General features: G+C 67.9%; 19 protein-coding genes. 12 read left to right on the top strand and 7 right to left on the bottom strand.

Annotation, left to right across the window (positions count from 1 at the left end; genetic code table 11):
• Positions 1–137: 137 nt before the first annotated feature.
• Positions 138–1,052 carry a LysR family transcriptional regulator gene (locus U1H99_RS09570; RefSeq protein WP_323142097.1) on the top strand — a complete coding sequence of 305 codons (915 nt, stop codon included), beginning with the start codon at positions 138–140 and terminating at the stop codon, positions 1,050–1,052.
• Between the two features lie 109 nt (positions 1,053–1,161).
• Here U1H99_RS09570 and U1H99_RS09565 read toward each other — a convergent pair whose 3' ends face one another.
• The 4 genes from U1H99_RS09565 to U1H99_RS09550 all read right to left on the bottom strand — a co-directional run bounded on the left by U1H99_RS09565 (position 1,162) and on the right by U1H99_RS09550 (position 4,529).
• Positions 1,162–1,365, bottom strand: coding sequence for a cold-shock protein (locus U1H99_RS09565; RefSeq protein WP_050408059.1), 204 nt, complete (start codon positions 1,363–1,365; stop codon positions 1,162–1,164).
• Positions 1,366–1,679: 314 nt separating this feature from the next.
• Complete coding sequence (locus U1H99_RS09560) at positions 1,680–2,054, bottom strand: Hpt domain-containing protein (protein WP_323141504.1); 375 nt, start codon at positions 2,052–2,054, stop codon at positions 1,680–1,682.
• A gap of 18 nt (positions 2,055–2,072) precedes the next feature.
• Positions 2,073–2,723: a uracil phosphoribosyltransferase gene (upp, locus tag U1H99_RS09555; RefSeq protein WP_323141503.1), complete on the bottom strand. Its 651-nt coding sequence runs from the start codon at positions 2,721–2,723 to the stop codon at positions 2,073–2,075.
• A 108-nt stretch (positions 2,724–2,831) separates the two neighbouring features.
• Positions 2,832–4,529, bottom strand: a complete 1,698-nt coding sequence (locus U1H99_RS09550) for an isovaleryl-CoA dehydrogenase (RefSeq protein WP_323141502.1) — start codon at positions 4,527–4,529, stop codon at positions 2,832–2,834.
• A 323-nt stretch (positions 4,530–4,852) separates the two neighbouring features.
• On the opposite strand from U1H99_RS09550, the gene U1H99_RS09545 reads away from it, so the two are divergent.
• Positions 4,853–6,619 (top strand): putative bifunctional diguanylate cyclase/phosphodiesterase, encoded by a 1,767-nt coding sequence (locus U1H99_RS09545; RefSeq protein ID WP_323141501.1) that lies wholly within the window; start codon positions 4,853–4,855, stop codon positions 6,617–6,619.
• Positions 6,616–8,112 carry an HDOD domain-containing protein gene (locus U1H99_RS09540; protein WP_323141500.1) on the top strand — a complete coding sequence of 499 codons (1,497 nt, stop codon included), beginning with the start codon at positions 6,616–6,618 and terminating at the stop codon, positions 8,110–8,112. Before U1H99_RS09545 ends, U1H99_RS09540 begins: the two co-directional genes overlap by 4 nt.
• A gap of 164 nt (positions 8,113–8,276) precedes the next feature.
• Here U1H99_RS09540 and aroC read toward each other — a convergent pair whose 3' ends face one another.
• Entirely contained in the window at positions 8,277–9,371 is a 1,095-nt protein-coding gene (aroC, locus tag U1H99_RS09535) for a chorismate synthase (protein ID WP_323141499.1), read from the bottom strand.
• 226 nt (positions 9,372–9,597) lie between these two features.
• Between aroC and U1H99_RS09530 the strand changes: the two genes are divergently transcribed.
• Complete coding sequence (locus U1H99_RS09530; protein WP_323141498.1) at positions 9,598–11,898, top strand: putative bifunctional diguanylate cyclase/phosphodiesterase; 2,301 nt, start codon at positions 9,598–9,600, stop codon at positions 11,896–11,898.
• A gap of 175 nt (positions 11,899–12,073) precedes the next feature.
• Here U1H99_RS09530 and U1H99_RS09525 read toward each other — a convergent pair whose 3' ends face one another.
• Positions 12,074–12,529: a CBS domain-containing protein gene (locus U1H99_RS09525; protein WP_323141497.1), complete on the bottom strand. Its 456-nt coding sequence runs from the start codon at positions 12,527–12,529 to the stop codon at positions 12,074–12,076.
• 203 nt (positions 12,530–12,732) lie between these two features.
• Between U1H99_RS09525 and U1H99_RS09520 the strand changes: the two genes are divergently transcribed.
• On the top strand, positions 12,733–13,494 hold the full coding sequence (locus U1H99_RS09520) for an alpha/beta fold hydrolase (RefSeq protein ID WP_323141496.1): 762 nt from the start codon (positions 12,733–12,735) through the stop codon (positions 13,492–13,494).
• A 19-nt stretch (positions 13,495–13,513) separates the two neighbouring features.
• Entirely contained in the window at positions 13,514–13,822 is a 309-nt protein-coding gene (locus U1H99_RS09515) for an Mpo1-like protein (protein WP_323141495.1), read from the top strand.
• Here the strand turns inward: U1H99_RS09515 and U1H99_RS09510 are convergent.
• Positions 13,812–15,224, bottom strand: coding sequence for a YihY family inner membrane protein (locus U1H99_RS09510; RefSeq protein ID WP_323141494.1), 1,413 nt, complete (start codon positions 15,222–15,224; stop codon positions 13,812–13,814). The genes U1H99_RS09515 and U1H99_RS09510 overlap by 11 nt on opposite strands.
• Positions 15,225–15,285: 61 nt before the next feature.
• Between U1H99_RS09510 and wrbA the strand changes: the two genes are divergently transcribed.
• Genes wrbA through U1H99_RS09480 form a run of 6 tightly spaced genes read left to right on the top strand, consistent with a single transcriptional unit; the run spans position 15,286 to position 21,808 of the window.
• Positions 15,286–15,897, top strand: a complete 612-nt coding sequence (gene wrbA / locus U1H99_RS09505) for an NAD(P)H:quinone oxidoreductase (protein WP_323141493.1) — start codon at positions 15,286–15,288, stop codon at positions 15,895–15,897.
• Between the two features lie 2 nt (positions 15,898–15,899).
• Entirely contained in the window at positions 15,900–16,298 is a 399-nt protein-coding gene (locus tag U1H99_RS09500) for a DUF2069 domain-containing protein (protein WP_323141492.1), read from the top strand.
• The gene (locus tag U1H99_RS09495) at positions 16,291–17,703 is read left to right on the top strand and encodes an FAD-binding oxidoreductase (protein WP_323141491.1); all 1,413 of its coding nucleotides are present in this window, start codon (positions 16,291–16,293) and stop codon (positions 17,701–17,703) included. The genes U1H99_RS09500 and U1H99_RS09495 overlap by 8 nt, the downstream gene beginning before the upstream one ends.
• Before the next feature lie 12 nt (positions 17,704–17,715).
• Entirely contained in the window at positions 17,716–18,180 is a 465-nt protein-coding gene (locus U1H99_RS09490; protein ID WP_323141490.1) for a DUF4124 domain-containing protein, read from the top strand.
• Entirely contained in the window at positions 18,168–20,741 is a 2,574-nt protein-coding gene (locus tag U1H99_RS09485) for an ABC transporter permease (protein WP_323141489.1), read from the top strand. The genes U1H99_RS09490 and U1H99_RS09485 overlap by 13 nt, the downstream gene beginning before the upstream one ends.
• On the top strand, positions 20,741–21,808 hold the full coding sequence (locus U1H99_RS09480) for a lipocalin-like domain-containing protein (protein WP_323141488.1): 1,068 nt from the start codon (positions 20,741–20,743) through the stop codon (positions 21,806–21,808). Before U1H99_RS09485 ends, U1H99_RS09480 begins: the two co-directional genes overlap by 1 nt.
• Positions 21,809–21,811 lie beyond the last annotated feature (3 nt).

Below are 21,811 nucleotides of genomic sequence, written 5' to 3'. Positions count from 1 at the left end.
GGCATGCTCCTGTTTTGATGATGAATTTGGTGTTTGCTGTTCTCTCAAGTATATTCACTTCCGCATTACTAAACGAGATAATAAATATATTCATCTGTGCGTATAAGTCACAGATGAGCCAAGGAACCCACGCCGAGATGGACCATTTTCGCCAGATCTCCACCTTCGTCGAGGTGGTCGCGCGCGGCAGCCTGTCCGCCGCCGCCCGCGCCGAGGGCATCGCCCCGGCCATGATCGGCCGCCGCCTGGATGCGCTGGAGAGCCGGCTCGGCGTCAAGCTGCTGCAGCGGACCACGCGCAAGCTGGCATTGACCGACGAGGGCGCCGCCTTCCTCGAGGATTGCCAGCGCATCCTGGCCGAGCTCGAGGAAGCGGAGTCGGCGGTGTCGGAGCGCAGCGCACGCGCCAGCGGCCACCTGCTGGTGTCGGCGCCGGCCGGCTTCGGGCGCCAGCACGTGGCGCCGCTGCTGCCCTCCTTCCTGGCCGAGCACCGCGAGGTGAGCGTCAATCTCAACCTGAGCGACCGCCTGGTCGACGTGGTCGGCGAAGGCGTCGACGTGGCGATTCGCATCGCCAGCCTCGAGGATTCCAACCTGGTCGGGGTCAAGCTGGCCGACAACCACCGGGTGGTGGTGGCGGCGCCCGCTTACCTGAAGCGCCACGGCACGCCGCAGACGCTGGAAGACTTGGCACGCCACAACTGCCTGGCGATCAGCAGCGCCGGCAGCCAGCGCGGCTGGACCTTCCGCGAACACGGCAAGGCAGTCACCCTGAAAGTGGGCGGCAACATGGTGTGCAACGACGGTACGGTGCTGCACGCCTGGGCGCTGGAAGGCCGTGGCCTGGCCTGGCGTTCGATGTGGGAAGTGGGGGCCGATATCGAGGCCGGCCGTTTGCTGCCGGTATTGGAACAATACGCCGCGCCGGGAAACGATATCCATGCGGTGTTCGCGCAGCGGCGGCATTTGCCTTTGCGCATCCGCGTCTTCGTCGACTTTCTGCGCCGCGCCTATTCACAGCCCGATTACTGGCGGAATAAGTCAGCGATTTGACAGGACTCGAAGTTACAGCGAGAAAATAATAAGCGGAAACAAATCAAAGGGGCAAAAAAAATCCCCGGAAATTCCGAGGATTTTTTGCCAGACATGCAGCGGCGCTATATTACAGCGGCTGGATGTTCGAAGCTTGCTTGCCCTTCGGACCCGAGGTCACGTCGAACGAGACGCGCTGGTTTTCCTGCAGCGACTTGAAGCCGGCGCTCTGGATAGCCGAGAAGTGAGCGAACAGATCTTCGCCGCCTTCGTCCGGGGTGATGAAGCCAAAGCCCTTCGAGTCATTGAACCATTTTACGATGCCAGTTGCCATTACAATTTCCTATTTCAGTTAAAGTGGACTTGCGTCCGTTTACGATCGTTTGAAGAAGCAAGAAACAAATGACAGACTAACTGCACTGCTAACTCGAATCCAACGATCCCTAATTATACCGAATAAAACCAGATGTACACGGTTTTCGCAAAATAAAAAAAGCACGTAACAATTCCTAAAACCAACTATTACCGGCTCTTCGGTGATTCGTTACAAACTTCATTTGCGTCGGCAGTACGGTGAATATAGGTCATAGAGGATCACAAAGTTTGTTCTGGATCAAACGTTTTCAGAACAGGAACCTTGCGGCAACGCTAAATAGCGGCCTCATCGTTAGGGTAGGCGGATTTCGGGTCGTTCCGCCCCCATGCGACGTACACGTCGAGCTCGGCCAGCCAGGCCTCCCAGTCCGCCGGCAGGACCGCATCGAAGGTGGTGAAAACGCGCAGCCGCTGCTCGAGCACGCGCGCCTGCGTGCCGAGCACCCTGAAACCGAAAGTCGCGGCCGAGCCGGCCAGCGTATGCAGGATCGCGTGCATCTCGTCCACCAGCGCCGCCTCCGGCCGGGTCGGGTCGAAGGCGGCGCGCGCCTCGGCAAGGCGTCCGAGCGTGTGCGGCAGGCTGGCTGCAAACTTGTCGTTCAGTTCCGACAGGCGGGTAAAGAATTCGGCATCGACCGTGTCGCTCATGCGCCCTCCCCGTTCCGCTTACTTGGTGCCGAAGATACGGTCGCCCGCATCGCCCAGGCCCGGGATGATGTAGGCGTGGTCGTTCAGGTGGCTGTCGAGCGACGCCACGTACAGCTTCACGTCCGGATGCGCCCTGTGGAACACCTCGACGCCTTCCGGTGCCGCCACCAGGGCCAGGAACAGGATCTGGTCGTCGGGCACACCGCGCTTCTTGAGCACGTCGACCGCGTACACCGCCGAGTTACCGGTGGCGACCATCGGATCGCACAGGATGAAGGTGCGTTCGGTGGTGTCCGGCAAGCGCACCAGGTATTCGACCGGCTGGTGGGTGGCCGGGTCGCGGAACACGCCGATGTGGCCGACGCGTGCCGACGGCACCAGTTCCAGCAGGCCGTCGCTCATGCCGATGCCGGCGCGCAGGATCGGCACGATTGCCAGCTTCTTGCCGGCGATGACCGGCGCGTCGATCGTGACCAGCGGGGTCTCGATCCGTTGCGTCGTCAGCGGCAGATCGCGCGTGATCTCGTAACCCATCAGCAGCGTGATCTCCCTGAGCAGCTCGCGGAAGGTGCGGGTCGAGGTGCCGCGGTCGCGCATGTGCGTCAGCTTATGCTGGATCAGGGGATGGTTCAGGATGAACAGGTTCGGAAAACGCGGATCTTGTTTCATTATCGACATGGAATGCTGTGGCTTCTAACTCGGTGGCCCGCATTATCCCAGCCGCGCGCCGCTTTGTCGCGTCTTTAACAATAAAAACTGTTTGTTTCTTGATAGCAATTACGGTGCTTCGACCAGCGCCCGCCCCAGAATCGCCTCACTGTCGACCCCGTCCGGCAGGCGGCCGAAGGCGCCGCCGGGCTCGCGCGCGATACGCGAGGCGACAAAGGCATCGGCCACGTAGTCCGGCGCGTGGCGCAGCAGCAGCCCGGCCTGCACCGCCAGCACCAGCCCTTCGGCCAGCCGGCGCGCGCCGAATTCGTCCTGCGCCGCGGCCGCCAGCCCGTCGAGCAGCCGCGCCGCATGGGCGTCGAAGCGCGCGTCGCGCCCGGCTGCCAGCGCCAGCTCGGCCTCCAGCACGTCGCGCATGGCGGGTCCTTTGGCGGCCGCCCGCAGCACGTCCAGGCACATCACGTTGCCGGAGCCTTCCCAGATCGAATTGACGGGGAATTCGCGGTACAGGCGCGCCAGCGGACCGTCTTCGACGTAACCGTTGCCGCCCATGACTTCCATCGCCTCGGCGCCAAAGCCGGGACCGCGTTTACATATCCAGTACTTGCCGGCCGGGGTCAGGATGCGGGCCAGCAGCGCCTGGGCTGGACCGGCCGCCGGGTCGCCCATTTGATCGAAACAGCGCGCCAGCCTGAGTGAAAACGCCGTCGCCGCTTCGGATTCCAGCGCCAGGTCGGCCAGCACGTTTTGCATCAGCGGCTGCTGCGCCAGCGGCCGGCCGAAGGCGCTGCGCCCGCGCGCATGGTGCAGTGCATGGCACAGCGCGGCGCGCATGATGCCGGCGCTGCCGAGCACGCAATCTAGGCGGGTGTGGCTGCCCATCTCGAGGATGGTCGGGATGCCGCGTCCTTCCTTGCCGATCATCCAGCCGACGGCGTCGCAGAATTCGACTTCGGACGACGCGCTCGAGCGGTTGCCCAGCTTGTTCTTGAGGCGCTGCACGCGGATCGCGTTGCGGCTGCCGTCGGGCAGGAAGCGCGGCACAAAGAAACAAGATAGGCCAGCGCTTCCACCCTCGTCGGTCTGCGCCAGGATCAGGTGCGCATCCGACTGCGGCACCGAAAAGAACCACTTGTGGCCGACGATGCTCCAGGCGCCTTCGCCCTCGCCGCCGAAGCGCGCCCTGGCGCTGTGCGGGTCCAGCGGCGTGGCGCGGGTGGTGTTGGCGCGCACATCGGTGCCGCCCTGTTTCTCGGTCATGCCCATGCCGACCAGGGCGCCGCGCTTCTGCTCGACCGGCAGCGAGCGCGGGTCGTACTCGCGCGACAGGATCTTCGGCAGCCAGTGCGCCGCGATGGCCGGGTTCTGGCGCAGCGCCGGCACCGCGGCATAGGTCATCGTTACCGGACATTGCGTGCCGTTCTCGACCTGGCCGAACAGCAGGTAAGCGGCGGCGCGCGCCACCTGTGCACCCGGCTGGACGCCTTCCCAGGGCAGCGAATGCGCGCCGCTCCCGATGAGCATGCCCATCAGTTCATGCCAGGCCGGGTGGAATTCGATCTCGTCGATGCGGCGGCCGTTGCGGTCGAAGTTGACCAGCCTGGGCGAAAACTCGTTGGCCAGCCGGGCCAGCTCGGCCACCGCCGCGCTGCCGAGACGGGCGCCGAGCTGCGCCAGACCCGGCGCCGCCCAGCCCCCGGCCTCGCGCGCCAGCCCTTCGCGCAGCGCCGGATCGCAGGCAAACAGGTTGACGCCGGCGAATACCGACGCCTGGTTGAATACCTCGTGCGTATCGAAACGGTTCATGGGCGTCTTTCGGGAACTGTGCGGTCTGCAGCGCGCTCGGTGTTGCAATGAAGCATCATCGATCACGCTGAAAAGTTTCCTCGTTGCACTATATCGGCGACAATGCAAGGGTCGGGCGTCGGTCGGCTTATCGATAAGGCAATCAGGCTAGCGCAAACATGCGTACCCGGCAAGCACCCGGCGGCCAACGGCGATGCAGCTTGTGTTTTTTAATGCCTATTGGAATCTTTCAGTGATACAGTCCTTGCTGATTTGGTACACTCGGCAGTTTCCGACAGCACGCCCGACGTTCCGGACACGTTAAGAAAGTAACTATTTACACAATGGGCTCCAGTTCATCCGCTGCAGCGACAGCGAAACAGGATCAGACGCACGGGAGCCAGGCGGCGCAGGCGTCCAGCCTCGACCACCTGCTGGAAGCAGCCGGCGACGTCGTCTTCCGTCTCGACCCGTCCGGCCTGATCCGGTTTGCCAGCCAGCGTGCCCGCCAGCGCCTGGGCGCAGGCGCGCCGCTGGCTGGCAGCGCGCTGCCGCTGCTGGCGCGCGAGGCCGACCAGGCAGCGCTGCGCAACGCGATCGTCGACGCTACCGCGCGCGGCGAGGCGATCCTGGTCGAGGCACGGCTGCGCTGCGGCGAGGGCGACACCTGGTTCGAGCTGCGCATCGCTCCCCTGGCCGGCGGTCACGATCTGCTGGCCGTGGGCCGTGACATGTCGGCCCAGCGCGCCACCGAACAGCAGCTGCGCCACATGGCGACCCACGACGCGCTGACCGAGCTGCCGAACCGGCTGCTGCTGTCGGACCGCATCCGCATGGTGATCGCCAACGCGCGCCGTTCGGGCCAGGGTTTTTCGATCGCCAACATCGGCCTGGACGGCTTCAAGAAGGTCAACGACGGCCTTGGCCACCCGGTCGGCGACGACATCCTGCGCCAGGCCGCGGCGCGCCTGCGTAAGACGCTACGCGACAGCGACACGCTGGCGCGCGTCGGCGGCGACGAATTCGTGGCGGTGCTGCCCGGCACCTTGAGCCCGTCCCAGATCAAGCTGGTCACCGGGCGCCTGCTGGCGGCGCTGCAGTCGCCGTTCGAGGTCGGCAGCCACACGATCTACCTGGGCGCCTCTATCGGGGTCTCGGTGTATCCCGAGCATGCCGAGGACGAGGTGCGCCTGCTGGCCCTGGCCGATGCCGCCATGGGCCGCGCCAAGGAAACCGGCGGGGCCCGCACCGTGGTCTACAGCGCCAAGATGCCGGGCGAACTGCGTGGCCCGCCCCAGCACGACATCTCGCTGGAAGCGGCGATGTTCCAGGCGGTGCGCGAAGGCGAATTCCAGCTGTATTACCAGCCGATCGTCTGCTCGCGCACGCGCCGCATCGAAGGCTTCGAGACCCTGATGCGCTGGAAGCACCCGACCCTGGGCATGGTGCCGCCGGTGCGCTTCATCCCGATCGCCGAAACCAACGGCCTGATCAACCTGCTGGGCGCATGGGCGCTGAAGGCGGCCTGCGTGCAGATCCGCCAGTTCGAGGAAGTCGCCAAGCGCGACCTCTACATCTCGGTCAACATCAGCCCGCGCCAGTTCCGCAACGACCGCTTCCTGGCGGTGCTCGACGACGCCCTCGCCTTTTCCGGCACCTCGGGCGACAAGCTGGTACTCGAGATCACCGAGGGCACGCTGATGATCGATCCGGTGCACGCCGAAGCGATCCTGCAAAAGATGGCCGAGCGGCGCGCGCGCATCGCGATCGACGATTTCGGCACGGGCTACTCGTCGCTGGCCTACCTGAAGCGCTTCCCGATCTCGGTGCTGAAGATCGACCGCGCGTTCATCAAGGACTTGCCGGCGTCGGCCAAGGACGCGGCCATCTGCAACACCGTGCTCGACCTGGCCAAGCACCTCGACCTGTCGGTGGTCGCCGAGGGCGTCGAGACCGAAGAACAACTGGGCTACATGGCGTCGCGCGGCTGCGACTACGTGCAGGGCTACCTCACCGGCAAGCCGATGCCGGCCCACGTGGCCATGGCCGCCCTCAAGGAAAACCTGTACGCGGCGCTGCTGCCCGACGAACTACGAGCAGGCATACTATGAACGAGACCATCCAGCGCTCGCCGAAAGCCGAGGCCACCCTGGCCCTGCTGTGGGAACGCATCCGCAAGCGCGGCGACATGCCCGGCTTTACCCGTGCCATCACCGCCATCCTGGCCTCGATGCGCGGCGAGGACGAGCGCGACTTCTCGATGACCCAGACGGTGCTGTCGGATCCGGTACTCACCCAGAAGGTGCTGCGCCTGGCCAACAGCGGCATGTACTCGGCCTTCGGCCAGCGCATCAACACCGTCTCCAAGGCGGTGCTGGTGCTCGGCACCGAGGCCATCGGCCACCTGGCGCTGGGCCTGAAGCTGATCGAGGAACTCGGCAAGTCGAGCCCGGACTCGCTGCAGGCCCACATCGAGATGGAAAAGGCGGTGCTGGCCGGGATGGTGGCGCAGAAGGTGGCGCTGCAGTCGGCCAGCCGCGATCCCGAGGAAGCCGTGGTGTGCTCGATCCTGCACTCGCTGGGCCGCATGATGGTCACCTTCTACCTGCCCGAACACTGGATCCTGCTCCAGCAGCAGGCCGGCGGCGACGATGCCGGCGGCCAGGACGCCGCCGCGCACGACCACCTGGGCCTGTCGCTGGAACAGATCGGACGCGCCACCGCCGAGCACTGGGGCCTGCCGCGCAACCTGACCGCCGGCATGCGCCGGGTCGAGCCGGGCGAGCGCTCCGACGCCTTCGGCCACGACGACTGGCTGGCCGCGCTCGGCACCATGTCCTCGCAATGCGCGGAATCGCTGTGGAACGGCGACGAAGCCGGCGCCGCGCGGGTGGCCGAGCTGGCGGCCGATTTTTCGGCGATGCTCGGCGTGGCCCCGGAAGCCATCGTCGGCGCCGTCGAGATGGCCAAGGCCGAAGCGGCCGCGGAACTGTCGATCGCCCCGCTGGCCAACCCGCCCGAGAAGCGCGCCCGCAACGCCGCCAGCGCGCGCATGCGCGAGGCCGGCAACAAGGTCCTGCTGAGCGGCGTGAGCGACATGCGCGAGGCGTCGACGGGCGCGGCCGGCGCCACCCCGGGCCAGATGATGTCGATGGCGATCGAGACCGCCTACCACGGCCTGTCGTTCACGCGCGCCTTCGGCTTTCTGCGCAGCCGCCGCGACGGCAAGTACAGCGCCAAGATCGGCCTCGGCGACGGCGCCAAGGCGATGCTGCCGCAGCTGACCTTCGACGACAGCTACGAACCGAACGTGTTCTTCGCCGCGCTCGGCAGCGACCGCGTGATCTTCATCGAAAACGCGCGCGACCCCAAGTTCGCCAGCAAGCTGCCGGGCTGGTGGAAAGGCACGCTGGGCGACGGCCACTGCTTCTTGATCATCCCGCTGTGCACGCACGGCGAGCCGGTCGGCTTCATCTATGGCGACTGGGACGACCGCTATCCTTCGGTGTACCTGAACCAGACCGAGTTCGCGCTGCTGAACGATTTGCGGGCGCTGGTGGTGCAGACGGTGGAGCGGCGCCAGCAGGCCGAGGTGGCGAAGTAACCAGGCCCGAGCCCGCGGCAAAAACAACAAGACGTAAACGGAGCACGTCGCCCCTGCGAAGGCGGGGCCCAAGGTCTGCATGCGCTGACGTAATGCATGCAAACTGGGCCCCTGCCTGCGCAGGGGCGACGTTCATATGCCGACGGGAATCGCCAGCCGGCCGGTCAGCTCAAGCGCGGCGTACCGACCTGCACATCCCCGCACTGCCCGCGGTGCATCATCACATGATCGATCAGCACCAGCGCCAGCATCGCTTCCGCGATCGGCGTCGCCCGGATGCCCACGCACGGGTCGTGGCGGCCGAAGGTCTCGACCGACACCGGATTGCCGTCCTTGTCGATCGAACGGCGCGGCGTGCGAATCGACGAGGTCGGCTTGATCGCGATCGACACCGTGATGTCCTGCCCGGTCGAGATCCCGCCCAGCACGCCGCCGGCGTTGTTGCCGACGAAGCCTTCCGGCGTCAGCTCGTCGCCGTGCTCGGAACCTTTCTGCGCCACCGAGCCGAAACCGGCGCCGATCTCGACGCCCTTGACCGCATTGATCCCCATCATCGCATAGGCGATGTCGGCGTCGAGCTTGTCGTACAGCGGCTGGCCGAGGCCGACCGGCACGTTTTTCGCCACCACGTCGATGCGCGCGCCGATCGAGTCGCCGGCGCGGCGCAGCTCGTCCATCGCGGCTTCCATGCGCGCCAGCAGGTCGGCGTCATCGGTCGCGGCGAAGAAGGGATTCGCATGCACGTGCTCCCAGCCCTGGAACGGCACATCGATGTCGCCCAGCTGGCGCATGCAGCCCATGAATTCCATGCCGAAGCGCTCGCGCAGCCATTTCTTGGCGACGGCGCCGGCGCCGACCACCGGCGCGGTCAGGCGCGCCGAGGAGCGCCCGCCGCCGCGCGGATCCCGCACGCCGTACTTGTGCCAGTAAGTGTAGTCGGCATGGCCGGGACGGAAGGTCTCGGCGATGTTGCCGTAATCCTTGCTGCGCTGGTCTTCGTTCTGGATCAGCAGCGCGATCGGGGTGCCGGTGGTGACGCCCTGGTAGACGCCGGACAGGATCTGCACCCGGTCGGCTTCCTGGCGCTGGGTCACGTGGCGCGAGGTGCCCGGCTTGCGGCGGTCGAGCTCGGGCTGGATGTCGGCCTCGGACAGGGCCAGTCCCGGCGGGCAGCCGTCGATCACGCAGCCGATGGCCGGACCGTGCGACTCGCCGAAAGTGGTTACGGAAAACAGCTTGCCAAATGTGTTGCCGGACATAGAGAGGGACGCTTGTTCGAATGGAACAAAAGATTCTACCAGCACCGCGCCCTTTGGGCGACCTCCAGGCATGGCTGGCCGCGACATGATGCCACCGAAGTGTTTCCATGGAGAATTTTTTCCTGCGTGATGGTCATTGCATATATACTAGGTTCAACTTCACGACCGGCGCCGCGACCGCGCCGCCGCTGTCGCCGATCCAATACGAGCATCTGGAGAAGCAGCAATGCCAGCATCGATTCCGCCCCCGGGCCCCGTACCGGACGACGAGCTCGTGTTCGTCGCCGAGACGCCGGCCGCATCCGGCGGGACCGGGCACGCCGGCGAACCGCCCGCGCACGCTACCGGCGCCTGGCGTGTCATGATCGTCGACGACGACGCCGACGTCCATTCGACCACCACCTTCGCCCTGTCCAGCCTCGAAGTGCTGGGCCGGCCGCTGCATTTCGTGCACGCCTATTCGAACCAGGAAGCGCAGCGCCTGCTGGAGCAGGAGCGCGACCTCGCCGCCAACCTCGCGGTGGTGCTGCTCGACGTCGTCATGGAACAGGCCGACGCCGGCCTGCACCTAGTGCGCCACATCCGCGAGACGCTCGGCATGCGCGACGTGCGCATCATCCTGCGTACCGGGCAGCCCGGCTACGTTCCCGAGATGGACGCGATCCGCGGCTATGACATCAACGACTACCGCACCAAGTCCGAACTGACGCGCACCAAGCTGTACACCAGCGTGGCGGCGGCGATCCGCGCCTACGAGCAGTTGCGCGCGCTCGAAGACAGCCGCGCCGGCCTGGCGCGCGTGGTGCGCGCGAACGCCGAGCTGATGGCCCTGCACACCACCGACGCGCTGGCAGCCGGCATCCTGCGCGAGGCCGCGCTGCTGCTCGGGCAACCCGCCAATGGCCTGCTGTGCGCCTGCCCGCCGGCGGCACGCGTACGCGACTGGACCGTGCTGGCGGCCAGCGGCGTCTGTGCCGCGGCCGCGGGCGGCGCCGGCGCCGCCATCCCGGCCGTCGCCAGCGCCACCATCTCGCATGCGTTGGCCGAACGGCGCAACATCTACCTGCCGGATTGCGTGGCGCTGTACTTCCGCGGCAATGCCGGCTACGGCTTCGCGGCCTGGCTGACGCTGGCGCGCCCGGTCGACGACCTGCGCCGCAGCCTGCTCGATCTGTTCGCCAGCAGCATCGCGGTGGCGCTCGACAACGTGGCGCTGATGACGGCGCTGCAGCGCGCCGCCTTCCACGACGCCCTCACCGGCCTGCCCAACCGCACGCGCCTGGTGGAACTGGTCGACGAGCGCCTCGCGGCAGCGGCCGACACTACCCTGTGCATGGTCGACATCGACCACTTCGCCGAGACCAACGACGCCCTCGGCCACCAGTTCGGCGACGCCCTGCTGGTGGCGGTGGCGCAGCGCCTCGGCGCCCATCTCGACGCCCGCCTCGATCCGCACCCGGGCGCGGGACCGCACCGCGGCCTGACGCTGGCGCGCATCGGCAGCGACGTGTTCTGCGTGCTCGGACGCGACGACGAGGTCGACCCGGTCGCGCTGCATGCGCTGTTCGACGAACCGTTCTCGATCGACGGCCAGGACGTGCAGGTGTCCGGCACGCTCGGGCTGGTGCGCCTGCGCGAACACGATGGCAGCGGCGCCGACGCGCTCAAGGATGCCGACATCGCCCTGAAGCGCGCCAAGAGCCAGCGCCGCGGCGGCCACTTCTATTTCTCGCGCGGGATGGGGGTCGAGATCCGCGAGCGGGTGCGCCTGATGCACGCGCTGCGCGGCGGCTTCGCGCGCGGCCAGCTGTTCCTGGCCTACCAGCCGCAGGTCGAGCTGGACGGACGCCGCGCCTTCGGCGCCGAAGCCCTGCTGCGCTGGCGCCTCGATGACGGCAGCAGCGTGCCGCCCGACCGCTTCATTCCGATCGCCGAGTACTCCGGGCTGATCATCGAGATCGGCGAATGGGTGCTGCGCGAAGCCTGCTTCGAGCTGATGCGCGTGCGCGCGGCCGGCCACCTCGACTTCACGATGTCGGTCAACGTCTCGCAGGTGCAGTTCCGCCATCCGCACTTCCTGGAGATGCTGTCGCGCGCCCTGCAGGATACCGGCGCGCCGCCGGAACGGATCGAGCTGGAGATCACGGAATCGATGGCGATGGAAGAACCCGACGTGCTGATCGAGCGCCTGGCCCAGATCAAGCGCACCGGCGTCTCGATCGCGATCGACGACTTCGGCACCGGCTTTTCGTCGCTGTCCTACCTGCAGCGGCTGCAGGTCGACCGTTTGAAGATCGACCGCACCTTCGTCTCGGAAATCACGGACGCGGCGCGCGGCAGCAGCATCGCCGAGATGGTGATCGAACTGGGGCGCAACCTGGGGCTGTCGATCATTGCCGAGGGCGTCGAGGACGAACGCCAGGCGCAGATCCTGCAGTCGCTCGGCTGCCCGCTGGCGCAGGGCTACCTGTTTGCGCGGCCGCTGACGCCGGCGCAGCTGATCGAGTGGCTGGGGGTGGCGGGTTGATGCAGGCTTTGCTCTCACCCGCGGCGTAAGCCCGTCGCCCCCGCGAAGGCGGGGGCCCAAGTTCGATGGGTACCGACAGCTTCAGCCGGGGCCGTGCATACAAACTTGGGTTCCCGCCTGCGCGGGAACGACGTAGCTTGATGCGCGCAGCGCAATAGCACGCGCGCCGAAGGAATCAATCCTCGGCGTTCTGCTCCGCCGGCCAGTCGCGGATGTATGCCTTGAGCATGCGGTTTTCGAAACTCTGCGCCTCCAGCACCGCCCTGGCCACGTCGTAGAACGAAATCACGCCCAGCAGGGTGCGGGCATTCATCACCGGCAGGTAGCGCGCGTGCTTTTCCAGCATGATGCGGCGCACCTCGTTGACGTCGGTGTCCGGCGTGACCGTGATCGGGCTGTCGTCCATGTGCTTGCGCACGGTGCCGGCGCCGGCGATCGAGCCGCCGTTGGCGTGCACCGCCTTGATCACTTCGCGGAAGGTCAGCATGCCGACCAGGTCGCCATACTCCATCACGACCAGCGAACCGATGTCGTTTTCGGCCATGGTGCTGGACGCTTCGCCCAGGGCCGTGTCCGGAGACACGGTGTACAGGATATCGCCTTTGACTTGCAGGATTTCGGAAACTTTCATGTTGGCCACCCCAGGTTGAGCATCGGACTGCTTGTATGACAGATAAGAGGGACTCTAGCCTATGCTCCCCAAAAAATCCAGTTTTGTGCCCAGCCGTGGAGCACGGCGTCGCATATTCATGAATTTATGTAAATAAAGTACCCGAAGTGCACAATTGCGGTGCTAGGATGCACTGCGTCGACACTCCCCGCACGCGTCCCCACATGCAGCCCTTCAAGCCCACCATCGTCTTCCTCCACGGCGCCCTGAACGACCATTCTGTATGGTCGAACCAGAGCGACGCCCTCGCCGCGCGCGGCTATGCCGTGCTTGCCCTCGACCTGCCCGGCCATGGCGCCGCCAGCCCCGGCCCGGCGCTCGCCAGCGTGGAAGCGATGGCCGGCTGGCTGCTGGCACGCCTGGAGGCCGACGGCATCGAACGCGCGCTGCTGGTCGGGCACAGCATGGGCTCCCTGATCGCGCTGGAAGCGGCGCGCCGGGCGCCGGCGCGCTTCACCGGCCTGGCGCTGCTCGGCACCGCCTGGCCGATGAAGGTGTCGGATGGGCTGCTGGCCAGCGCGCTGGAAGACCAGGACGCCGCCATCGGCATGGTGGCGCAGTGGTCGCACATGCCGCTGTCGGACCAGGTAGACGGCATGGAAGAGCCTTCTCTGCAGGAACGCTCGCGCCAGCTGATGACCCGCATCGCCGCCGACGGCCCGCCCGGCCTGCTGCACACCGACCTGGCGGCCTGCAAGGCCTACACCGGCGGCGGCGAGGCGATCGCCGCGCTGGATTGCCCGGTGCTGTTCATCCTCGGCCGCCTCGACAGGATGACGCCGGCGCGCGCCGCCGCGGCGCTGATCGGGGCCGCGCGCCACGCCACGGTCGTCGAAGTGGACGCCGGCCACGCCATGATGGCCGAGCAGCCCGAGGCAGTGCTGGACGCCCTTGCGGCATTCGCCGCCATTTGCGCACAAGGATGACACGCTCAAGGAGACCAAGATGGCGGCCGCGCCTTATCACAGCTTCGCCGAGTTCTATCCTTACTACCTGACCCAGCACGGCCATCGAACCTGCCGGCGCGCCCACTTCATCGGCACCACCGCGGCAATCGCCTGCCTCGCCGAGGCTGTCCTCGGCCGCAACGGATGGTGGCTGTTGGCGGCGCTGGTGTGCGGCTACGGCGGCGCCTGGATCGGGCACTTCTTCTATGAAAAGAACCGGCCGGCGAGTTTCGGCAATCCTTGGTGGTCGTTCCGCGGGGATTGGCTGATGTATTGGCAGATGGTGACGGGCAAGCTCAGCTGGTAGCCGCCTGCGTTTCCACCTGCGCAAAATGCGCCGCCAGCGTCTGCTCCAGCCCCGCCTCCACCGCCGCCTCGACCTGGCGCGCCAGCGCCACCGTGTCGACCGACAGCGCCATCGACAGCGGCGTCGGCAGCGGCAGCTCGGCCCCGACCGCCAGCGCCGCGCCGGGCACGTTGTCCGCCCCCAGTCCGCCGAACACGAACAGCCGGTAGACGTCGGCCAGGCGGATCAGGGCCGGGTCGACCAGCAGCACCCAGTTATCGCTGCCCTGGCGCGCGGCCAGGCCCCAGCGCGCCTGCACCGTCTGTTCGGCCTGCACCCGGCCGACCCAGCCGGCCGCCACCATCCGTTCCAGCAGGTCGGTCATTTCGTCGTAGCCGATGCGGGTATGGGCACGGATCTGGCTGCTGGACACCAGCGCGCTCCCGGTCAGCCTGGCGCCGCCGTGCAGCACCTTCAATACCGCCACCGCATCGACGAAGGCGCCGCCCGGCACCGGTTCGTACCACCAGCGCTCGTACTTCACCACCGGCAGCGCCGCCGTCAGCAGCGCCCCCACCAGCGTGATCAGCCAGGACAGGTACAGCCACACCAGGAACAGCGGCAGCGCCGCCAGCGCGCCGTAGATGATGGCGTAGGTCGGGAACTGGCGGATGAAGATGGCGAACACGCGCTTGGCGATCTCGAAGGCGATCGCCGCCACCAGCCCGCCCCAGACCGCGTCGCGCCAGTCGACGTGGCGGTTCGGCACCGTCATGTACAGCATGGCGTAGGCGGCCGTGGTCAGCCCCACCGAAACCAGCGTGTAGAACAGCGCGCCGACGAACGGCAGCGCGGTGCTGATGCTGCCGGTGGCGGTGAACAGCTGCGAGGTGATGGTCAGCGAAATGCCGAAGGCGAGCGGGCCCAGCGTGACCAGCGCCCAGTACACCAGCACCCGCTGCAGCAACGGGCGCGGCTGGCGCACGCGCCAGATCTGGTTGAGCGCGCGTTCGATGGTGCCGATCATCGCCGCCGAGGTCAGGATCAGCGCCACCGCGCCAACCGCCGACAGCCCGGTGGCCTTGCTGGCGAACTGGGTCAGGTTCGAGATGATCGTATTGGAGATGGCGCGCGGCATCAGCATCTGCACGAAGTAGCCTTCGAGCGTGCTGCGCAGCTTGCCGAACACCGGAAAGGTGGTGAAGATCGCCAGCACGATGGTGAGCAGCGGTACGATCGCCAGCGTGGTGGTGAAGGTCAGGCTGCCCGCCACCTGCGGCAGGCGCTCCTCGAGCAGGCGGCGCCGCGCGAAGCGGACCAGGTCGAGCGCCTCGGCCCAGGTCAGGCCGCGCACGCGCTCGACGCCGACATTGAACTTCTCGCTGGTACTGCGCGACAGGTGATTGACGGTTTTCGATAGCATTGTATCCGCGTGGTGCCTGCGCGAGGCATATCGTTTTGTAAAGCGCCCTATAATACCAACGATGAACACAACCAATCCGATAATCCTCGTTTTGTATTATTCGCGGCACGGCAAGACCCGGCGCCTGGCCGAGCTCATTGCCCAGGGCATCGAAAGCGTGCGCGGCATGGAAGCGCGGCTGCGCACGGTGCCGGCGGTGTCGACGGTGGCGGAAGCGACCGAGCCGGACATCCCGAGCGCCGGCGCCCCCTATGTCGAACTCGCCGACCTGGACGAATGCGCCGGACTGGCGCTGGGCTCGCCCACGCGCTTCGGCAACATGGCGGCCGCACTCAAGTATTTCCTGGACGGGACCTCGGCGCAATGGCTGTCGGGCACCCTGTCCGGCAAGCCGGCGGCGGTGTTCACCTCCACCGGCAGCCTGCACGGCGGTCAGGAAGCGACGCTGCTGTCGATGATGATTCCGCTGCTGCACCACGGCATGATGGTGATGGGCCTGCCCTACACCCAGCCGGAACTGATGACGACCGAGAGCGGGGGCAGTCCCTACGGCGCGACCCATTGGGCCGGCGTGGACAACAAGCGCCCGATCACCGAAGACGAGAAGCGGCTCGCGATCGCGCTCGGCCGGCGCCTGGCCGAAACGAGCCGCACACTGCAGGGGATGGCATAGTCATGCAAACGCAAAGGGTGTTTCATACGGGCGCGGTGACCAGCCTGGTCATCCTCTGCGTCTGGCTGCTGAGCTGGGAAATCGCGATCGCGCCGCTGCACCCGGGCGGCTCGCTGCTGGCGCTCAAGGCGCTGCCGCTGCTGTTGCCGCTGCGCGGCGTCATCAAGCGCGACCTGTACACGCTGCAATGGTCGTCGATGGTGATCCTGATCTATTTCGTCGAAGGCGTGGTGCGCGCGTGGAGCGACAAGACCGAAATCTCGCGCGTCATGGCCCTGGGCGAGGCGCTGCTGGTGTGCGCGTATTTCGTGTTCGCCCTGCTCTACCTGCGGCCGTATAAAAAGCAGGCGCAGAAGCTGGCCAAGGAATTGCTGGACAAGGTCAAAGTGCCGCATGACTGACGCCGGCTTTCTCGACGGCTGCCGCGCCATCGCCGGCGCCGCCCACGTGCTCACCGACGCGCACGACACGGCGCCTTACCTGACCGACTGGCGCGGCCGTTTCACCGGCCGCGCACGCGCCGTCGTCGTCCCCGGCTCGACCGAGGAAGTGGCGGCGCTGGTGCGCCTGTGCGCGGCGCACCGGGTGCCGGTGGTGCCCCAGGGCGGGCGTACCGGGCTGGTGCTGGGCAGCGTGCCGGACGCTTCCGGCGATGCCGTGGTGCTGTCGCTGCGGCGCCTGAACAGGGTGCGCGCGGTCGACACCTTCAACCGCACCATGACGGTCGATGCCGGCTGCATCCTGGCCGACGTCCAGGCCGCCGCCGAGGCGCACGGCATGCTGTTTCCGCTGTCGCTGGCGGCCGAGGGCAGTTGCACCATCGGCGGCAACCTGGCGACGAATGCCGGCGGCACTGGCGTGCTGCGCTACGGCAACACGCGCGAACTGTGCCTGGGCCTGGAAGTCGTCACCGCCGCGGGCGAGGTCTGGGACGGCTTGCGCGGCCTGCGCAAGGACAACACCGGCTACGACCTGCGCGACCTCTACATCGGCGCCGAGGGCACCCTCGGCATCATTACCGGCGCCGTGCTGAAACTGTTCCCGCAGCCGAAGGCGGCGATCACGGCGCTGGTCGGCCTGTGCAGCCCGGGCGACGCGCTGACACTGCTGAAGCTGCTCGAGGCCGAATGCGGGCCGACCCTCACCGGCTTCGAGCTGATGAGCGACGTCTGCCTGCGCCTGGTGGCCAGCCACTTCCCCAGCCTCCCGCGCCCCTTCCCCGGCCATTATCCGCAGTATGCGCTAGTCGAACTGTCGAGCCACGAATCCGAGCAGCACGGCGTGGCGCTGCTGGAAGGCGCGATCGAGCAGGCGCTCGAAACCGGCGTCGTGCAGGATGCGGCAGTGGCCACCTCGATCGCCCAGTCGCGCGCGCTGTGGGCGATCCGCGAACACATCCCGCTGGCCCAGGCCGCGGCCGGCAAGAACATCAAGCACGACATCTCGCTGCCGATCTCGCGCATCGCCGATTTCATCGAGGCCACCGACGCCTTGTTGCAGGCCGACTTTCCGGGCGTGCAGGTGGTCTGCTTCGGCCACCTCGGCGACGGCAACCTGCACTACAACATCGCCCCGCCCGAAGGCATCGCGCACGAGGATTTCCTGGCCGAACAGTTGCCGGTCAACCGCATCGTGCACGACAGCGTGGCCGCGTTCGGCGGCTCGATCTCGGCCGAGCACGGCGTCGGCGCCCTCAAGCGCGACGAGCTACCACGCTACAAGTCCGCCGTCGAGCTGAACCTGATGCGTGCGCTCAAGGCCGCGCTCGACCCGCTTGGCATCATGAACCCCGGCAAAATTCTTTGACGGGACCCCACCATGATCCGATTGTTTCTCTCAGTTAGTTTATTCCTGCTCTGGACCGGAGCCAGTGCCCAGGGCGTCTATAAATGCAGTGCCGGCGGCAAGATCAGCTACGCCGACCGGCCCTGCGCCGAAGGCCAGTCGACGCGCCTGCCGCCGCCCGCGGCCGGAGTGACGCCGCCGGAAGCCGGCGCGGTCGCCACGCGCGATGCGCGCACGCTGGTCGAATTCGAAAAACTGCGCCTTGCCCGCGAAAAGGAAAAAGCCCGCGAGCAAAACCGGGAAGAGGCGCGCGCCGAACACAACCGCCAGCAGCGCGCCCGCGCCGCCCTGGCGCACCGCAAGACCTGCGACAAGCTGCGCCTGCGCCGCAAGTGGGCCGACGAAGACGCCGCGCGCGCCGGCGGCAAGGCCCACGATGCCGCCCGCCGCAAGGCCAGGCGCCAGGCAGAAGCATTGGCGGTGGAATGCCCGGCCTGAACCGTCCCGTCTCGAGCTCCCTGCAGCGCTGGCTGCTGTTCGGCGAATGGCGCGCCCATCCGGTGCGCGCCCTGCTGGCCATCGTCGCGATCGCGGTCGGCGTCGCGATGGGCTTCGCCATCCACCTGATCAATGCCGCCGCCTTCAACGAATTCTCGGCCGCGATCCAGAGCATCGCCGGCCAGGCCGACGTGCAAGTGCTCGGGCGCGAAGCCAGCATCGACGAAGCGGTGTATCCGCGCCTGGCCCGGCACGAGGGCGTGGCGCTGGCCTCGCCGGTACTCGAAATCGACGCCGCCCTGCCCGGCGTGAAGGGCGCGCTGAAGATCGTCGGCCTCGATCCGCTGCGCGCCGGCTTCATTTCGCCCGACCTCACCGGAGTACCGGCCAAGGAAAGTCCTTCGGACATCCTGGCCGACGACGCCCTGTTCCTGTCGCCGGCGGCCCAGGAATGGCTCGGCAAGCGCCAGGGCGAACTGCTGGCGCTGCGCGCCGGCACCCGCGACTTCACGCTGCGCGTGGCCGGGCCGGTGCTGCGCGCGCGCAGCGGCCAGCGCATCGCCGTGATGGACATCGGCGCCGCCCAGTGGCGCTTTGGCCAGCTCGGGCGCCTGACCCGGGTCGACCTCAAGCTGCGCGACGGCGTCGACCGCGCGGCCTTCGAGCGCGCCCTGGCGGCCGAGCTGGAGCGCGAGTTCCCGGGACGCTTCCGGGTCGCCCGCCCCAACGACGCCGACCAGGAAAGCCGCAACAATAACCTCAGCCGCGCCTACCGCGTGAATCTCACGGTGCTGGCGCTGGTGGCGCTGTTCACCGGCGCCTTCCTGGTGTTCTCGACCCAGGCGCTGTCGGTGCTGCGGCGGCGCAGCCAGTTCGCGCTGCTGCGCGTGCTGGGGCTGGAGCGGCGCGCGCTGCTGCGCCAGGTGCTGCTGGAAGGCGCCAGCCTGGGCGTGATCGGCGCCGCGCTCGGCATCCTCGGCGGCTACGCGCTGGCCGCCGCCGCGCTGCATTTCTTCGGCGGCGACCTCGGCGCCGGCTACTTTCCGGGCGTGAAGCCGCAGGTGCGCTTCACCCCGGTGGCGGCGCTGGTGTTCTTCGCGCTCGGCCTGGGCGTGGCCCTGCTCGGCTGCGCGGCGCCGGCCTGGGAAGCGGCGCGCGCGCGGCCGGCGATCGCGCTCAAGTCCGGCAACGACGAAACCGCGCTGGAGCGCCTGGCGCGCATCTGGCCGTCGATGGTGTGCCTGGCGCTGGCGGCCGCCTTTGCCTTCGCGCCGCCGGTGCTGGAACTGCCGCTGTTCGGCTATTTTTCAGTGGCGCTGCTGCTGATCGGCGGCATCGGCCTGATGCCGCGCCTGGCGGCCACCGTGTTCCGCACGCTCAACCGCGCCGCCATGGGGCGCAGCCAGTCCGGCGCAAGCTCGCCGGTCCTGTCCCTGACCCTGGCACGCCTGGCCAACGCTCCCGGCCAGGCCTCTATCGCGCTGGGCGGCGTACTGGCCAGCTTCAGCCTGATGGTGGCGATGGGGATCATGGTGGCCAGCTTCCGGGTGTCGGTCGACGATTGGATCCAGCACATCCTGCCGGCCGATTTGTACGTGCGCACCGCAACCGGCGGCAGCACCGGCGCCTTCGGTCCGGGCGAACAGGCGGCGCTGGCGCAAACGCCCGGCGTGGCGCGCGCGGCTTTCCTCCGCACGCGGCCGCTGTCGATCGATCCGGCCCGGCCCGACATCACCCTGATCGCGCGCGACATCGACGCCACCGACCCGGGCCGCCTGCTGGTGCTGGTGGGGCCGGGCGCGCCGCTGCCGGCGGGCGCGCGGCCGGTGTGGATTTCGGAAGCGATGAGCGACTTGTACCGGCTGCGGCCCGGCCAGGCGCTGCAGCTGCCGCTGGGCGGGCGCGCACAAAGCTTTTTCATCGCCGGCATCTGGCGCGACTACGCCAACCAGTCCGGCTCGGCCATCGTGCGCCTGCCCGACTACCGCGCCCTCACCGGCGACACCGCCGTTACCGATGCCGCGCTGTGGGCGGCGGAGGGCGTGCCGGTCGAGCGCATCGAAAGCGCGCTGCGCACCCTGCCCTTCGGCGCCGCCCTGACGCTGGCGCGGCCGGGCGATATCCGCAGCGCCAGCCTGCGCATCTTCGACCGCAGCTTCGCCGTCACCTATCTGCTGGAAGCGATCGCGATCGCCATCGGCATGTCCGGCGTGGCCGCCACCTTTTCGGCGCAGACGCTGGCGCGCGCCAAGGAATTCGGCATGCTGCGCCACGTCGGCGTGACGCGGCGCCAGATCCTCGGCATCCTCGCCATCGAAGGCGGCGCCCTGACGGCGCTGGGCGTCGCCACCGGTTTCGCGCTCGGGCTCCTGATCAGCCTGATCCTGGTGTACGTGGTCAATCCGCAGTCCTTCCACTGGACCATGCAGCTGCACCTGCCGTGGACACTGCTGGCGTCGGTGGCGGCGGCGCTGCTGGCGGCGTCGGTGGCGACGGCGCTGGTGTCGGGGCGCCATGCACTCTCCGGCGGACCGGTGCGCGCGGTACGGGAGGACTGGTGATGCGCCTGCTCTGGTTGGTATGCTTGTTCCTGGCCGCGGCGCTCGCGCAGGCCGCGCCGCCGGTCTATGACCCGGTCACGCCCGGCCACGCGCTGCAATTCCCGCGCGACTTCGGCGCCCACCCCGGCCACCGCACCGAATGGTGGTACGTCACGGGCTGGCTCGAGACCCCGGAGCGCAAGCCGCTCGGCTTCCAGGTCACCTTCTTCCGCAGCCGCACCAGCACCGATCCGGCCAACCCGAGCGCCTTCGCACCCAAGCAGCTGATCATCGGCCACGCGGCGCTGTCCGATCCCGCGCTCGGCCACCTGGTGCACGACCAGCGCAGCGCGCGCGAAGGCTTCGGCCTGGCCTACGCCAAGACCGGCACCACCGACGTCAAGCTCGACGACTGGCACATGCGGCGGCTGCCCGATGGCCGCTACGACGTCGTGGTGCGTTCCGGCGAACTGACCTTGACCCTGCGCCTGGCGCCGACCCAGCCGCTGCTGCCGCAGGGCGAGAACGGTTTTTCGCGCAAGGGCAAGGACCCCTCGCACGCCAGTTATTATTACAGCGAACCGCAGCTGAAGGTCGAAGGCCAGGTGGCACGGGCCGGCAAAACCACATCCGTGACAGGCACCGCCTGGCTCGATCACGAATGGTCGAGCCAGGTGCTGGACCCCGGCGCCACCGGCTGGGACTGGACTGGTGTCAACCTCGACGACGGCGGCGCCCTGATGGCCTTCCGCATCCGCAGCGCCGGCGGTGCTACACTCTGGGCCCACGCCGCCGTGCGCGACGGCGCCGGCCACGTCACCCAGTACGGTCCGGGCCAGGTCAGCTTCGCGCCGCAGCAGCACTGGAAGTCGCCGCGCACCGGCGCCAGCTACCCGGTCGGCACCGTGGTCACGACCGGGGCCACCACATGGCGCCTGTTGCCGTTGCAGCCGGACCAGGAACTCGATTCGCGCCGCTCGACCGGCGCCGTCTACTGGGAAGGCGCGGTGCGCGTCGAGCGCGACGGCGGCCCGGCCGGGCGCGGCTACCTGGAGCTGACCGGCTACGTCGACGCCATGGCGCTGTAACCA

The organism is Massilia phyllosphaerae (assembly GCF_034659755.1).
GTDB classification, from domain to species: Bacteria; Pseudomonadota; Gammaproteobacteria; order Burkholderiales; family Burkholderiaceae_D; genus Telluria; species Telluria phyllosphaerae.
Note: the sequence above shows the minus strand (reverse complement) of the source record. Positions and strands in the feature narration are given on the sequence as shown.